Source organism: Gordonia sp. 34D, from assembly GCF_056682775.1.
The window spans coordinates 3,427,011-3,442,663 of the sequence record NZ_CM155293.1 but is presented as its reverse complement, the minus strand read 5'-3'; the positions used below and the strand labels follow the sequence as shown (position 1 = coordinate 3,442,663).

At 64.2% G+C, this 15,653-nt stretch carries 13 protein-coding genes and 1 riboswitch; of the genes, 5 read left to right on the top strand and 8 right to left on the bottom strand.

Features of this window, described 5'->3' with window-relative positions; translation table 11 throughout:
* The first annotated feature begins 191 nt into the window (after positions 1-191).
* Positions 192-344 carry a DUF1059 domain-containing protein gene (locus tag AC1L34_RS15950; RefSeq protein WP_424294513.1) on the top strand — a complete coding sequence of 51 codons (153 nt, stop codon included), beginning with the start codon at positions 192-194 and terminating at the stop codon, positions 342-344.
* Here the strand turns inward: AC1L34_RS15950 and AC1L34_RS15945 are convergent.
* Both AC1L34_RS15945 and AC1L34_RS15940 read right to left on the bottom strand, forming a co-directional pair.
* A complete protein-coding gene (locus AC1L34_RS15945) occupies positions 331-1,596 on the bottom strand; it encodes a uracil-xanthine permease family protein (RefSeq protein WP_480034914.1) in 1,266 nt (421 codons plus the stop codon). The two genes, AC1L34_RS15950 and AC1L34_RS15945, sit on opposite strands and share 14 nt — an antisense overlap.
* Before the next feature lie 168 nt (positions 1,597-1,764).
* Positions 1,765-2,322 (bottom strand): TetR/AcrR family transcriptional regulator, encoded by a 558-nt coding sequence (locus tag AC1L34_RS15940; protein ID WP_480034913.1) that lies wholly within the window; start codon positions 2,320-2,322, stop codon positions 1,765-1,767.
* 122 nt (positions 2,323-2,444) lie between these two features.
* On the opposite strand from AC1L34_RS15940, the gene AC1L34_RS15935 reads away from it, so the two are divergent.
* Both AC1L34_RS15935 and AC1L34_RS15930 read left to right on the top strand, forming a co-directional pair.
* Complete coding sequence (locus tag AC1L34_RS15935; RefSeq protein ID WP_424294510.1) at positions 2,445-2,780, top strand: hypothetical protein; 336 nt, start codon at positions 2,445-2,447, stop codon at positions 2,778-2,780.
* A gap of 177 nt (positions 2,781-2,957) precedes the next feature.
* Complete coding sequence (locus AC1L34_RS15930; RefSeq protein WP_424294509.1) at positions 2,958-4,814, top strand: YhgE/Pip family protein; 1,857 nt, start codon at positions 2,958-2,960, stop codon at positions 4,812-4,814.
* A gap of 131 nt (positions 4,815-4,945) precedes the next feature.
* On the opposite strand, the gene AC1L34_RS15925 is transcribed toward AC1L34_RS15930, so the two are convergent.
* The 6 genes from AC1L34_RS15925 to AC1L34_RS15900 form a co-directional block, all read right to left on the bottom strand.
* Positions 4,946-6,415 carry an HNH endonuclease signature motif containing protein gene (locus AC1L34_RS15925; protein ID WP_480034912.1) on the bottom strand — a complete coding sequence of 490 codons (1,470 nt, stop codon included), beginning with the start codon at positions 6,413-6,415 and terminating at the stop codon, positions 4,946-4,948.
* A 210-nt stretch (positions 6,416-6,625) separates the two neighbouring features.
* On the bottom strand, positions 6,626-7,723 hold the full coding sequence (locus AC1L34_RS15920) for a hypothetical protein (protein ID WP_480034911.1): 1,098 nt from the start codon (positions 7,721-7,723) through the stop codon (positions 6,626-6,628).
* A 278-nt stretch (positions 7,724-8,001) separates the two neighbouring features.
* On the bottom strand, positions 8,002-8,730 hold the full coding sequence (locus AC1L34_RS15915) for a (2Fe-2S) ferredoxin domain-containing protein (protein ID WP_480034910.1): 729 nt from the start codon (positions 8,728-8,730) through the stop codon (positions 8,002-8,004).
* The gene (locus tag AC1L34_RS15910) at positions 8,727-9,521 is read right to left on the bottom strand and encodes an ABC transporter ATP-binding protein (protein ID WP_480034909.1); all 795 of its coding nucleotides are present in this window, start codon (positions 9,519-9,521) and stop codon (positions 8,727-8,729) included. Before AC1L34_RS15910 ends, AC1L34_RS15915 begins: the two co-directional genes overlap by 4 nt.
* A complete protein-coding gene (locus AC1L34_RS15905) occupies positions 9,518-10,561 on the bottom strand; it encodes a FecCD family ABC transporter permease (protein WP_480034908.1) in 1,044 nt (347 codons plus the stop codon). The genes AC1L34_RS15910 and AC1L34_RS15905 overlap by 4 nt, the downstream gene beginning before the upstream one ends.
* Positions 10,562-10,564: 3 nt before the next feature.
* Positions 10,565-11,533: an ABC transporter substrate-binding protein gene (locus AC1L34_RS15900; RefSeq protein WP_480034907.1), complete on the bottom strand. Its 969-nt coding sequence runs from the start codon at positions 11,531-11,533 to the stop codon at positions 10,565-10,567.
* A gap of 27 nt (positions 11,534-11,560) precedes the next feature.
* A riboswitch (cobalamin riboswitch) is annotated at positions 11,561-11,745 on the bottom strand.
* Positions 11,746-11,852: 107 nt separating this feature from the next.
* Here AC1L34_RS15900 and AC1L34_RS15895 point away from each other — a divergent pair.
* Both AC1L34_RS15895 and ilvD read left to right on the top strand, forming a co-directional pair.
* Complete coding sequence (locus tag AC1L34_RS15895) at positions 11,853-13,445, top strand: hypothetical protein (RefSeq protein WP_424296938.1); 1,593 nt, start codon at positions 11,853-11,855, stop codon at positions 13,443-13,445.
* 68 nt (positions 13,446-13,513) lie between these two features.
* A complete protein-coding gene (gene ilvD, locus AC1L34_RS15890) occupies positions 13,514-15,226 on the top strand; it encodes a dihydroxy-acid dehydratase (protein ID WP_480034906.1) in 1,713 nt (570 codons plus the stop codon).
* The last annotated feature ends 427 nt before the right edge of the window (positions 15,227-15,653 follow it).

The window sequence follows — 15,653 nt, the reverse complement described above, 5'->3', positions numbered from 1 at the left end:
GTGCGATCTGGCCCAGCACTTCTTCATCACCGGCGAGAGTCACGTCGCCAACGCGAAACTACCCACCGTTACCCAGCCGAACTACGCGAATGCCCCACGCGACTATCCTTGGTGCCAAGTGCCACCGGCCCGTGGCACCAGAAACACAAGACTGTGGAAACACCATCGTCGACAACCGGAGGACGGCAATCATGCGCGAGAAGACCCGACTGAACTGCCCGTGCGGCGTGGCACTCAAGGGCGAGAACGAGGACGACATCGTCAAGAAGGCCCAGGAGCACCTTGCCGAAGACCACCCCGGTAAGGACTACTCCCGCAACGAGATCCTCTTCATGGCTCACTAGGGATCTTGTCGCCGCCGACCGCATCGCGCGCGGCCTTCATCAGCCGCATGCCGTGGTAGACGAGCAGCGCGGCCACGGAGCCGAGTGAGATCCCGGTGAACGTGAGATCGCCGATCTGCCAGGTGAAGTCGGCGATGCCGATGATCAGCGGGATGGCTGCGGTCATTTGATTAATCGGCTGGGAGAAGTCGACGTGATTGGTAAGCCAGATCCGGACACCAAGGATGCCGACGAGCCCGTACAGCACGACCGTCGCGCCGCCCAGCACACCCGGTGGGGTGGCCGAGATAATCGCGCCGACTTTCGGGCACAGTGACAGCACAATCGCGACCGCCGCCGCGACCCAATATGCGGCGGTGGAGTAAACGCGCGTGGCCGCCATGACGCCAATGTTCTCGGCGTAGGTGGTGGTCGCGGTACCGCCGCCAGCACCGGCAATCATCGTGGCGAGGCCATCGCCGATCAGGGCGCGGCCGGTCACCGGATCAAGATCGTGACCGGTCATCTGCGCAACCGACTTGACGTGTCCAATATTCTCCGCGACCAGCGCGATCACAGCGGGAAGGAACAGCGGCAGAACGGCCAGGTGAAACGTCGGGGTCTCGAAATCTGGCAGGCCAATCCACGGGGCAGCTGCAATCGCGGACGTATCAACATCGCCCATCGCCAATGCCAGCAGATAGCCCGCAATCACCGCAACAAAAATCGCCAGCCGGCCGATCAGGCCACGGAAGAACGCCAGAATCGCCACCATCAGCACCAAGGTGACGATGCCGACGATGGGCCCTTTCTCGAAGTTATCCTTGGCGGCCGGAGCGAGGTTGAACCCAATGAGCGCCACAACGGCACCGGTGACGATCGGCGGAAGCACCACGTCGATCCAGTGCGTGCCGACCAAATGAACCACGACGCCGATAGCCACCAGCACCGCACCTAAGACGACGAGCCCGCCCAGCGCGCTTCCGGTGCCGTGCGATCCGACCGCCGCGAGCACCGGGGCAATCACCGCGAAGCTCGACCCCAGATAGCTGGGCACCCGATTCCCGGTGATGAGCAGGAAAACGACGGTGCCGATGCCGGAGAACAGCAGGGTTGTCGCTGGCGGGAATCCGGTCAGAACCGGGACCAGGAACGTCGCGCCGAACATCGCGACAACGTGCTGCGCGCCAATGCCGATGGTTCGCGGCCACGACAGTCGTTCATCAGGTGCAACGACGTCAGCATCCGACGGCACCGGCTTCCACGTGAGCATGCGTCGCAGATTATCCGGAAGTGTCGCTTCCAGAAGGGGTGTCCGCGTAATGCGCACTCACATGCCCGACCCTCGACGACGCGTCCGCGTAGTTAAACGGCGTTCGCGTTGTCGGTCACGACGCGAACGCCGTTTAAGTACGCGAACATGGCTTGATTGAGCCGCCGGCTACCGCCCATCCATAACCACGCCGCGGTGCAACGCAACCAGTCGATCCACCCAGTCATCGGCAATAGCGCCCGTGCGCCCATATTCGGCGAGGAGGGCGCCGACGATGGAATCGACCATCGTCTCAATGTCGCCGTGCAGGCGGAGGGAACCATCTGCGACGCCAGCCTCGAGTTCTTCGGCCAACGCTCGACGGTGCACCTGAAGCACGGTCCGGAAAGTGGCCGAGAAGGCCGGATCGGCATTCGAGAGCAGCGCCGCGAAACCGCCGAAGCCGATGCCGTCGAGGATCATTGCCGAAGCATGCTCAACCACCCACCGGAGCCGCCCCTCCCCGGAAATGTCGTGCTCCTCGGGCCCCGGCGGATCAGCGAGTTCCTTCAGGGCGTCGGTCAGCATCTCGTCACGGTCGGCAAATCGTCGATACACGGTGGTCCGTGCGACGCCCGCCTGCGCGGCAACCCGCTCGATCGTCACCGCCGACGGCCCCTTGGTCCTCAGGAGCTCACGCGCAGCATCGGCAATCTTGGCCGAGCCAGCGGAGCGCGGTGTCGCCATTGGAACCCCCACCGTCGAGTGATCAGAAACATACGATTCGACGCTACACCAACTGTATCGCTACGCTACATGTAGCGTTTCAACCGGAGCGTCTGACATTCTTTCACCCAGGAGGCCTCCACATGTCTTCGACCCAACGCGACGCGAAGGTCATCCCGCTATTCATCGGCTACGTGCTGATGCTGGCGCAGTTCATCTTGCTCTGCCTGTTCCTCATGAGCCTGGCCTTCGACATGTCCACCTCCATGAAGGTGGGAACTGCCATCGCCTGGGCCGTTCTCCTCGTCGCATCGCTCATCGCCATGGCAAACCAGGCAACGGTGAACCGCCGCCTCGAAGCCAAAGGCGCATACCCAAGCCCGCACCTACTGGTGCCAACCGAGCGACCAGCCCGCGTCTCGGAGTACATGAACCTGTACCGCAACGACAACCCCGCTCGCGAACTCATCGACAAGTAGGTACGCGGAGGCGCGATTGGTCGGATTGAGGTAACCTTCGTTACTGACGGGTAATTTAGTGACGGGTTCGCTACCTTTACCCCGATATTCCCGAAGCTTCGGGCCGCCGCAAACTTGACGACCCAAAGTCCCGAGAACGCCTGGCGCGCTCCGATGCCTGATTTCCCGGAGCAGCCCATGTCAACCGTGCAGCCACCGAGCACCGCGCAACCACTGCCAAAGATGCAAAGGTCGCGGCTCGTCCGCTTGATCATTGCCCTTCTGGTCACCATCCCCCTGGTCCTAGCGGCCGTCTATATGTGGGTTCTGTGGGATCCGACCAAGAAGGTCGACCAGATGCCCGTCGCGATCGTCAACAGCGACACCGGCTTCGTCAAAGACGGCGAGAAGATTGAAGCGGGCGATAGCGTCACCGCGAGCTTGATGAAGTCGAAGCCGCTCGGCTTCGAGATCGTCAGCCCGCAGAAGGCCTCCCAGGGCTTGCGCGACGGCAGCTTCTATTTTGTCCTCCAAATCCCGGAGAACTTCAGCGAAACGCTCGGCACTATCGCGACCGTCGCTGATGCACCCGCACTGATCACGGTCACGTTCAACGACTACAACACGTTGAAGGCTTCCCAGATCGGTGGCGCCGCAATGGAGAAGATCCAGCAGTCGGTCCTCAAGGGTGTCGCAACCACCACGGTTGGCGGGCTCGTAGACGGCGTGCAGTCGCTCGGCGACGGTCTCCGGACTGCGGCAGACGGATCGGTTCAGCTCTCTGACGGAACCAAGACCCTGTCCGACGGCATCAACAACGAACTGCAGCCGGGTGCAGCCGCGGCCGCGGCCGGCGGAGCCAAGCTCGCCGCTGGCGCAGGCACGCTGTCCGCAGGTCTCGTGACCCTGCAGGCTGGAACTGACAAGCTCGGCGACGGCGCAACCCAGATCGCCGACGGCATCGAACGCCTTGCTGGCAACATCCCGCTCGCCGAGGTTGAGGCGCTCCTCAAGCAGGCGCAGGCCGCAGTCCCGAACTCTGCACAGTTGTCGAAGGTCACCGAACTGATCGAAGGCCTCAAGGCGCTGCAGGCCGGTAGCCGCCAGGTCGCGAACGAACTCACCGATCCGAACGCTCAGTACCGCGGTGGCGTCAACAAGCTCGTCGACGGTGGAGCACAGTTGGCCTCCGGCTCGGCTGAACTCTCCGCTGGTCTGACGAAGCTCGAGGCCGGTGTCGCGAAGGTCGGCGACGGCGCCAACAAGCTCAACGCCGGTGCCACCAAGCTCAGCACCGGATTGGTCGCGGGCTCGGAGAAGGCACCCGACTTCGGCGACGAAGCTGCCCGCGTTTCGCTGGCCCAGCTGATCTCGACGCCGGTCGCCAAGGAAACAAAGCACATTGCCCAGGCACAGTTCTTCGGTCCGGGCGGCGCGACGATCATCCTGATCATCGCGACGATGCTAATCCCGATCATCGCGTTCATGAGCTTCCGCGGATGGCGCTTCGTTAACGAGGACGAGACGCCCCGCAACTTCCGCGCCACAGCCCGCCGAGGCCTGCTCGTTAGCGCGATCAGCTTGGCTGGTGTTTTGGTTGTCGGCATCGGTGCGTGGTTGGCACTGAGCCCGGCGCCCGATCCGGTGCACCTGTGGCAAGTGATCCTAATTTCCATCGCGGCGACGCTAATGAACGTGGCTCTGATCTCAGTGCTGTTTACCCTGTTCGGCTATGTGGTTGGAGCCTTGAGTTCATTGTCGTGGATGATGCTGCAACTGTTCTCGTACGGCGGTATCTGGATGGTCCAAACCGTCCCGGCGCCGTTCCAGTGGCTGCATTGGATCTCCCCGATGACGCTGGTCCAGCACGGATACATCGCAGCCTTCAACGGCGTGTCCGGCTTCTGGCCGACCTTCGTGAGCTTGCTGTTGATCGCCGTAGTTGGTGCCGTCGCAACCTTCGCGGCAACCCGCTACCAGCGGCGGAAGTTCGTGGAGTCAACCGACGGTCAGACCACCGACGACAGCCCGACGCAGGTCTTGGCCCCGGCCTAGCACTCTTGCCTCACAGCTGCGCCCCGTCTCCAACTCGGAGACGGGGCGCAGTTGCGTTTGCGGCAAGCGTCACCCGGATGGGCGCACGACGAATCCCCCGACCGGCCGGGGTGTCCGGCTGGTCGGGCGGGTTACGCCCCCAACAGGTGCTCGAGGTGGGCCTCGAGCCGAGAATCCTCCGGAGCCGGCGGCCCGTGCGGGCCGTTCACCGGCAACAACTCCGCGTGGTGGGTCGGGTTGACCCGCCACGCGGCACGCCTGCCGGGGGTGCGGGGCCGCCAAGCGACCCGGCCCCGGGCGGGGCCGTCCACAACAAGTTTGGTTTCCCACGCCCCGACGTTCTTGCCCACGCTGCGGTTGTGCCGCCCGCACGCGGCACCCAAATGGTCCACATCGGTGGGACCACCATCGACCCAATCCGGGAAATGGTGCGCCTCGGTCCGGGCGAACGGGGCATTGCACCGGTGTGCGGTGCACCCGCGGTCGCGGGCGAAAAGCATCAGCCGTTGGGGCTTGTTGGCCAACCGCGACCCCCGACCCAAGTACAGGGGCTGGCCCGTGGCGTCGGCGAAGACCGCCAAATGCGGGATGGCATCCGCGGCCAGCTCGACGAGCTCGCCCACCGGAACGCGGGTGCCGGTCGCGGTCAGCGCGACTCCGGCCTGCTCGGCCAACTCCCGGTCAGTCACCGTGACGACCAACTCGCTGGAGAGCGCCCGGCCGGCGCCGGGCCGCAGGGCTTGCTCGGCCTCCAGCAGCGCCAGCAGGGCGTCGTGCTGGCGTTGGCCGATCGAACGGTCATCGCGTTCGGCCGCCGCAGCCAGGGCGGCCGGATCAGCAGCCTCAGCAGCCCCGCGTGGGGAGGCTGGGTCGGCCGGGTTGTTCATCCCGGGCTTGGCCCAGGAGTCGAACATGACCTCGAACCGGGCCCGAAGTTCGGGGGTGAGGTAGCCCCGAACTTTGCTCATCAGGCGTTGGTCTTGCCCGCCGAGCCCGAACTGGCGGAGCCGTTTGCGGTCCCGCTCGTCGGTGAGCGCCCCGTCCGGGTCGAGGTGGGCCAACAATCGGTGCCCGGCCGTGCGGACCCCCGCCGGAGTGAGGTCCCGGGCGACCTCGGCCAACTGGGCCTCAGCCCCGGCCTGCACCTGCGGGTCGACCGCACTGGGGATCTTGCGCATCACCTCGTCGATCACCACCACGTGGTCGGCGCCGATAGCGCCGTCGGCGACCGCCTGCGCGGTGGCCGGAAACACCGGCGGAAGAGTCTCACCCTGCAAATTGGCCAGGCGGGCGATGCCTGCACCGGTGATCCGGCGGCGCTTGGCCTCCCCATCACCGAGACGCAAACCCCCAGCAAGATAAGCATGCAAGGACAGGAACCCGGCCTTGCGGTAGGCACTGCGATCGGAGATCTCGGCCAGCAAAGCCGAGGTGGCGCCGTCGAACTGGCGGTTGGCCCGCTCGAGGATCTCGGCGGTTTCGAGGAGTTGGCCCTCGGTGGAGGCGGTGAACACCGAGCCCGCCAGGTGGGTGGCGACCGTGCTGGCCAGGGTGGCAAGCTCAGCCGGGGCGAGCTCGGCAACTGCTTGGGTTAGGTCCATCGGGGTCACCTCCTCGCACTGTTCGTAAACTAGTTGGTGGACTAGTTCACTCTTTATTCGCTTGTATGTGTGAAGACTATCGCGAGGGTCTGACAATTTTCGTCGACCGATTGCAGCGAGGGAGAGCATCGAGGAGCCGCTGACCCCCCAACCCCAACAACTGCGCCCCGCCCCCAGGTTGGGGACGAGGCGCAGTCGCACTTAGAGCCGCTATCCGAGGCCGACGTCACCGCCTGAACTGGTGTCGCCAGCTCCCGCACTGACAAGGTCTCCACCACCGACGTCCGCGGTACTGACCGGATCGCTGGGTGCCTCACTGACGGATGGCAGTTCAGCAGGAGGTGCCGGAACCTCCGGGACTTCGACTGCGGCCGGGGCATCGTCGACGATGGCTTCCGGAGCGGCCGTTGCAGCAGGAACATCCGGAGCGTCCACAACGGGTGCTGCATCAGGAAGCGTCACGGCCACCGTGTTCGCGGCGGACTCCCCGGTGTCCAGGGAGAACGCACCGGCGGTCACAGCCGACCGGCCTGCGGGAGCGCCGAGAACGCCAGCAATCAAGTCCCGCGCGCCGATGATCGCCTTGATAATGCCACCGTCGGTGAGCAGGCCAGGAATACCTTCTTCGAGCGACCCGTTCAGCATTCCGTTGGCAAATACTGCTGGCGCAACAACAAGTGCTTGGAGGGCGGCCATTGGGTCGGCCGCCTTGAGTGCGTCAATGATCGGCTGCACTGAATTGCCCGTGCTGTACACGGTGCCGATACCCATGGAGATTGCTCCCAAGCCCATCGTGACCCCCAACATGGTGGCCGACTTGCTGAGGCCCAGGAGGTTGGTCAACGGCTGCTGAACGGCGTTGCCCAGCGGCCCGATCAGGCCGATCATCGGGAACAGGCCGGTCATAACCACACCGTTGAAGACCTTAACAAGCGCCTCATCGACCTGACCGGCAGCAAGGGCTTCCGCCGCCTCGATAAGGTTGGGGATCGCGAAGTTGGTCAGCATCTGGGTCATGGTGGCTGCCACCTGAGTACCACCGCTAGCCAGAGCCGTGATGGTCTCGATCTGGTTGGCGACCAATTGCTCAAGGATCGGCATCCCCGGGCCGATAGCGTCGCCGATCAGCGGCCCCAAGTTCGTGAACACACCTTGCAGGAGTCCGGTGTACTCACCGAGTGGGCTCAACAGGACACCGAGCCCAGCAGAGATCGGGCTTTCGGGTTCTGCGGCAAAGGCTGGCGCGGTGTTGGCCAGCGGAGTGAGTGCGATTGCGCCTGCGCCAATGAGCGCGACGCCCGTCGTCACGCATTTGCGTGTGGGTGTGGTTGTGACTCGCAACGAACGGTCCCTTCGTGAGGTTTGCCCCGTCGTCAGCCAGGTGGATGGCTGTCGCCGACAGGTTATCGACCAAACGATCACCCAGTGTGATGCGTCACGTTTATTGCCAGTGGTGATGTTTGTCACTCCTTATTGCGGTCATTTCGGTCATGCGATTCGCACGAACCCGGTATATCACCCGCGCGCGATACGCCAAGGCTGAACCTCCCGGCCGCTTTCGCAGTTAACGACCGAGCAAGCCGCCATTAAGTGCGCTCACCCAACCACTCGGAAATGGGCGTACCTCCCGCGAGGTGCTGATCTACGACCGCCGCGACGCGGTCGGCCGTGAGCCCCGAATACCAGGCGTTATCCGGATACACGACGACCACCGGAGCCTGCGCGCACGGGAAAAGGCAACCCGTCACAGTGACGAGAACGTCGTCGTCGCCCAGGCCGCGCGCCTCGAGTTCGGCGTCGAGAACACGCGCTGACTCGCCCGACCCCTGCGCCGAACAGCGCGGCCCCCGGCACACCAGGACGTGCCGACCGAACCCAGGCACCTTCTCCCACGCAGGCGAAACCAGCGGCGCGACAGTCGTTTTCGCAGGCTCACCACCGTCGTCGAGCGCCGACTCCAGCACGTCAGCGTAGGCGTCACCGTCACAGAGCGACCGCCCGATACGAACGTCGGGCACATGCTGGGACTCGGTTCGCGTCCGGAGCCAATGCCCAATCACCCGGCGGAACCAGGCATCCATCTTGCGGTCGACGACCGTCTGCCCGGACACCACCAGCACCCGTCGCGCACAGGCGGCAGCGGCGCGATCGAGTTCCTCGGTGATCGTCGACGCGGTGCCGCCAAGAACCGCGACGCGAAACTCCACACCCGGCCGACGCTCGCGCAGCACGCGTAGCCCCGACTGAACCTCGGCGGCCGGATCGTTGCCGCGATCGGTGGGTGCGGTGACGATCACCCAATCAACGCCAGTCATACGCCCGCCCTTCGCGCATGCTGTTCGGCGGCACCGCACACCACCACCAGCGGAGCGCCCGTGCGCGGATGCTCAATCACCTCGGCATCAATCCCGTAAACCTGCGCTAACAGTGTGGGAGTGAGGACCTCCGTCGGTGTGCCGATCGCCTGCACCACCCCCTGATCGAGGACCACCAGTCGGTCGCAGAACATCGCTGCCAGATGCAAGTCGTGGATCGCTGCGACCACCGTCAGTTCTAATTCTCGTACCGCACTGAGCAACTGGACGCCCGCAGAAACATCGAGATGATTGGTGGGTTCGTCGAGCACCAACACTTCGGGACGCTGAGCAAGCGCACGCGCCACCTGAACTTTCTGCCGCTCACCGCCCGAAAGGGTGTGCCACGCCCGCCGACGCAGTGGTCGAAGGCCCAGGGCATCGAGGGCCCGCTCCACATCCTGCGACGCCTCCCCCAGCGGACGCCCCCAACCCGCACCGTGCGGGATGGTGCCAAGTTCGACGATCTGCTCCACCGACAAATCCAGCACCGTCGCCGAATGCTGTTCCACCTCGGCGACGGTCCGGGCAAACTCGCGGCGTCGAATAGTCTGCACGTCGCGGCCACCCAGAAAGACGCGGCCAGTGTCGGGCTTCTGCCACCGCATCAGCAACGACAGCAGCGTGGACTTACCCGAACCATTGGGCCCGATGATCCCGGTGAACTCCCCGGCGCGCGCACTGCACGTCACGTCGCTCAAGATCGGGTTGCCGTCCCGGATCACGCTGGCGCTGTACACGTCGAAGTTCATTCGGTGCCCTTCTGTCGTAGCAGCCAGATAAAGGCGGGCACCCCGATCGCCGAGGTGACGAGGCCGAGCGGCAGTTCGCGGGCGGGCAGCAGACTGCGTGCCACGATGTCCGACCACACCACGATCAACGCCCCCATCACGATCGCGAGCGGCAGCACCCGCGCGTGCAACGGGCCGACGAGGAAACGCACAGCGTGTGGAATCACCAGGCCGACAAAGCCGATGATCCCGGACATCGCCACCAGCACTGCGGTGCATAGCGACACCAGCGCATACAGAATCCATCGCGTCCGAGAAATGTCCGTACCGAGACCGGCGGCAGCCCGCTCACCGAAGGCGAAGGTGTCGAGCGGCCGGGCATGAAACAGCACCACAACCACCGTCACACCCGTCACCGCCGCACTCAGCGCGAGCGTGTTCCACCGAACCCCCGCGACCGACCCCAGCGACCAAAACATCACCCGCTCGGCCGTCCCGTGCGGACCAAAATAGATCAGCCCCGAACTGAGGGCGGCCGCCAACTGTCCCACAGCCACGCCCGCCAGGATCAGTCGGCCGGGCAGTAGGGCCCCGCCGCGGGTCACCGCGATCGCGAACACCAACAGCAGCGCCGCCATGGCCCCGATAAACGCCGCAACAGAAACAACCGGCCCGCCGGACATGATCCCCAAGCCAAGACCGGTGCTAAGCACCACCGATGCACCCAAGGCCGCGCCGCCCGACATCCCGAGAATGTACGGATCAGCCAACTGATTGCCCGTCAACGACTGCAACACTGCACCGCACACCGCCAAACCCGCACCCACCACCGCTGCCCCAACCACCCGCGGCAGTCGTAGGTCGACGACGATGTGCTCGTCGAGCACGTTGACCCCCGAGCCGCTTCCGAGGCGACCGAGGATGGCGTCGAACACCGTCCTCAGCGATAGATCTGCCGACCCGATCACCACGCCAAAAGCCATGCTGACCAGGAGCGCAGCCAACAGTCCCCCGGTCCAGAGCATAAAGCTCGGGGCCGGATGGACTCGTTCGCGCAACATCGCTTACCCCGCGAGCGCGCCCGACAGTCGGACCGCCCCGTCGATCAGACGAGCACCCGGTGTGCTTTCGGAGAACGGAACCACCACGTACGAGGCCCTCTTTACCGCGGAAAGATCCCGCAGCGCGGGGTCGGATTCGAGGTAGGCGCGTTTGGCAGCGGCCGGGTCCCAGCTGGCGTCGATAAGAACAATGACGTCGGGATCCGCCTTCAGCACGGCCTCCCAACTGGTGTCGGCCCAGTTGCCCGAAAGCTGACCGAACACATTGGTCGCGCCGACCGCATCCATCACCAGCTGTGGTCCGCCGCCCCGCCCGCCTACGGATGGGCTGTCGGTTTTGGCGTCCCACCACATGATCGTTTTTCCTGCCCCGGCATGCTTCGCCTTAAGCTCAGCGAGGGTGGCGCGCATCGCGTCGTTGACTTTGTCGGCTTGCTCAGTTCGGCCGAAGAGCGTGCCGTAATCGCTGGTCTCGCCGGCGACAGCCGCCCACGACGGCGCCGGCCGCGCGGACTTGTCGGCACACCCAAACGGCGAGACGTAGGCCGCAATTCCCAGGTCGGCCAACGACTGTTCGCTACCGAGCGCCTTATCGGTGAAGGCCGACGCGTACGACGCCGCCACCAGATCGGGCCGCTTCTCCAGCAGCGCCTCACGTTCGGGGTACTTGTCCGAGAGCACGTCGATCCGACCGTAGGCATCCGCCCATTTCGGCGAGATGGCGTCGTCAAGATAGGCCGTCGCAACAAGCTGTTGCGCTGCGCCGATGGCGAGCGCGGATTCCGTCGCGCCCTGATTGACGGTGATGGCCGACGTTGCAGGCTTGGCCAGCGTTACCGTCCGACCACAGTTCGCCAGCCGGATGGCCGCACCTGCATCGGTGGAACTCTCCGCTGTGGTGCAGGCACTCAGCGCCAGCACCACCGACAGACCAACAGCGGCGCTCGGGCCGAACTTCCAAAGGGTACGCAAAGCGACCCCCTTTCCAATACTCGTGGAACTACGGGGTACGCCGCGGCCGGTCTCCTGGCTTAGCAGGGCTCCCGACGTCGTACCTTCCCGGATGCGCAAACACCCAGTGGCCGGAGATTTTCACTCCAAACGACTGTCGGACCTGCTCACAGTGGCGAGTCCGCGCCGGATTTTCACCGGACTTCCCGAACACCGTGACGTATGCGATGAGTGTATCGGCAGCCGATTTGAGTAGGATTCCGGATCTGCGAGCACTTGACCCGATACGGTCAGAGCACGATCGGCCGAGGACCGCGGGCCGAGACAACGGGGGAGTTTCATGGGCCGCACCACCACCACGCGCACCGCGCTATCCGCCGTTCTCGCCTCCACCTTTCTTGCGGCCGGTATCGGTTTGGGTTCGGCAGAGGTATCGGCACGACCATCGCCCCAACCGCTGGGTTGCGTTCCGTTCATCAGCACCTTCCAGCTGGTTCCCCCGCTGCCCGGGTTGTTTACGCCGCTACCCAGCATCAAGGGCCCGTCTGAGTTCGACGGTCTTCCGCCCGCACCGCGGCAGGAGAAGCTGCCAGCGAAGGTCGAATTCCGCGACAACACGCAGGGTTTCAACTCGAGGACCGAAGCCGTCCTGCACAACGGTCACCTGTATGCGCGGGCCCGGCATTCGTCGAAGCCGTGGCGCAAGGTCGCCACCCCCGGTTGCCTTGACGGCGAAATAGTCGCAATTTCAGTCAACAACAACATGCTGGTGGCCCTGGACAAGAACGGTTTCATCTACTCCCTCGATAACCTCCTGTCCGGACCGATGCTGTGGAATTGGACGCGCATGTTCGGCGGCCCAATCTGGTTGTGGCCAGGCATGCAGGTGCCCAACAAAGCCGCGAAGCAACCCGTCGCCAACAAGTGGTCGATCAGTCACCGGATCTCGACGAGCTTCAAAGACCCCAAGGGCGTCACCCATCCCACCACTGCCGGACTGGTTGAGTTGGTGAGCTTGGCCGACGACGGTTCGCGGATCATCTATCAGGACCCGTGGCTGCCCGCCGACTTCAGCTACGAGATCGGCGGTCCCGAGCAGGGCCGATTCCAGGCGAATGCGATCTCCACATCCGGGTCGGTGACGCTGGTGCAAAACAAGTACGGCGACATGTTTACCCGTCTCTACGACCTCGACACCGCAGGTGCCAACCACATTCCGGGCCGCTATTCTTGGCAGCCGCAACCCAAGAAGCCTTCTGCGCCAAACCAATTGGCTGAACGATTCAACCCCGGCTATGCGGCGATCGACCTGCCCGGCGAGGATTGGAAGCCTCAACCGAAGATCCCGGGGACGGTTACCTCCCGGATCACTATCCACGATTCTGGCGCTACCGCCGAAGACCGCGAACTTCGAGTGGAGGGTATGAGCGGCGGCACCACCGGCTACTGGCACAAGCCAATCACGGCGTCGACGTGGGCGTTTACCCCGACGGGCCAGCCACTGCGGGGGCAGGTGTTGCACGGCGACCCGAGCACCAACCAGACGGCCCTGACCCTCGCCCCGAAGAACAAGGTGAACTTCCGTGGCAAGCTGCCCGACGGCTGGACCATGACCACCGAAAACTTCGAGTGGGCCCAAACGAAGCATCCCGTCACCCTGACGTTGCCGACCGGCCGCACGTTCAACGTCGAGCTGTACACCACCGACGGCCTGCGCCTTCTCCCCCGCGGTCCCGGCCTCGACAACAATCCCCGCACCCTGGAGGGTGCCATCGACTTCCGCAGCGCCGCGCCCTGGCGGCCCGAGAATGCGGAACTCAATCGCCTAATCCGCAAACAGTTCAACGGTGCCCACGTCTACGAAACGAACATCCAGGCAACTAAGAACTCCCTGGCCTTCGACCGCCCCGGAGTGGTGCTTGTAAGGAAGTAGCGGACCGGCCCCGAGGCCGAAGCGGGCGAACTCGTGACCTCCATCCCAATCAGCACTATCGTCAGAGCATGGCTACCGACTCCACCGGCAACAATCCCGACATCAAGCCCCGTAGCCGCGATGTGACCGACGGTCTGGAGCGAACTGCCGCGCGCGGCATGCTCCGGGCGGTCGGCATGGGCGACGACGACTGGGGGAAACCACAGATCGGGGTCGGCTCGTCGTGGAACGAGATCACACCCTGCAACCTCTCGCTCGACCGCCTCGCTAAGGCCGTTAAAGAGGGAGTCCACGAGGGCGGCGGGTTTCCGATGGAGTTCGGAACCATCTCCGTTTCCGACGGCATCTCCATGGGCCACGAGGGAATGCACTTCTCGCTGGTGTCACGCGAGGTGATTGCCGACAGCGTCGAAACTGTGATGAGCGCTGAACGCCTCGACGGGTCCGTTCTGTTGGCTGGCTGCGACAAGTCGCTGCCCGGAATGCTCATGGCCGCGGCGCGACTCGATCTCGCGTCGGTCTTTCTCTATGCCGGTTCAACCCTGCCCGGATACGCGAAACTCTCGGACGGATCCGAGCATCAAGTCACCATTATCGATGCCTTCGAAGCCGTCGGTGCCTGTGCGCGCGGACTCATGAAACGCGAAGACGTCGACACTATCGAACGCGCCATTTGCCCCGGCGAAGGCGCGTGCGGCGGCATGTACACCGCCAACACCATGGCCAGCGCCGCCGAAGCACTCGGCATGTCTCTGCCCGGAAGCGCCGCACCGCCGGCCCCCGACCGGCGCCGCGATGGCTTTGCCCGCGAATCGGGGAAGGCGGTCGTCGAAATGCTGCGCCGCGGAATCACCGCGCGCGACATCATGACGAAGGAAGCATTCGAGAACGCGATCGCCGTGGTGATGGCATTCGGCGGGTCCACCAACGCCGTGCTGCATCTGCTGGCGATCGCCTACGAAGCCCATGTTGAACTCTCGCTCGACGACTTCAAACGCGTCGGCGCCCGGGTTCCACATCTGGCTGACGTCAAGCCCTTCGGCCAGCACGTCATGACCGACGTCGACCGCATCGGCGGCGTCCCTGTGATTATGAAAGCACTGTTCGACGCTGGTCTCCTCCACGGCGACTGCCTCACCGTGACGGGCAAGACCGTCGCTGAGAATCTCGCCGACATCGCCCCACCCGACCCCGACGGCCTCGTTCTGCACGCGATGAAGAACCCCATCCACCCAACCGGCGGCATCACCATTTTGAACGGAACACTGGCCCCGGGCGGCGCGGTCGTGAAGTCAGCGGGCTTCGATTCCGACGTCTTTGAGGGCGTCGCCAGAGTCTTCGACCGGGAACGCGCAGCCATGGATGCCCTCGAGGACGGCACCATCACGGCGGGCGACGTCGTTGTGATCCGCTACGAAGGCCCCAAGGGCGGGCCTGGCATGCGCGAAATGTTGGCGATCACCGGCGCCATCAAGGGCGCGGGCCTCGGCAAAGATGTATTGCTGCTGACCGACGGGCGCTTTTCCGGCGGAACCACCGGACTGTGCGTGGGCCACGTGGCTCCGGAAGCCGTCGATCGCGGGCCGATTTCAGTGGTCGAAGATGGCGACCGAATCCGGCTCGACGTGGCGCAGGGAACGCTCGACATCCTGGTCGACGAGGCGGTACTGGCTGAGCGAGCGAAGAGCTTTGTTCCGCTTCCGCCCCGCTACACGCGCGGGGTCCTTGCGAAGTACTCAAAGCTGGTGACGTCGGCGTCTAATGGTGCAATCTGCGAGTAATAGTTTGGCCTTGCGCCGGTGGCGGATGCTCCCCCCAGGATTTCACCCGCCACCAGCAGACAAGCCGCATGTGATGGCGCAATGCGTTCAGTCACCCGAACACTCCAGTTACCTTATAGCAATCTCGCCAATGACCCCAAGGTAAGTTGCGTCACACCCCAGCATAACTATGTTTATGCAGGCCAATTGCGCCATGGCGAATTTACATCATCGCGGTGAAAATCAAATTCTGCGAGCTGAGGTGATCGCCGGGATACTTAACGGCTATCGAAGGTTGCTAGAATTGCCGATGAGTTAACCGACCCAGCGAAGTCATGCCAACTTCGTCATCCGCGTCACAGTAAAGGCGCTGGCTTCAGGGCTTCGGGATAGGCTCAATGGGTTAAAACCGACTAATCCCCGACCGAGACGGCAAATAGACACGAGA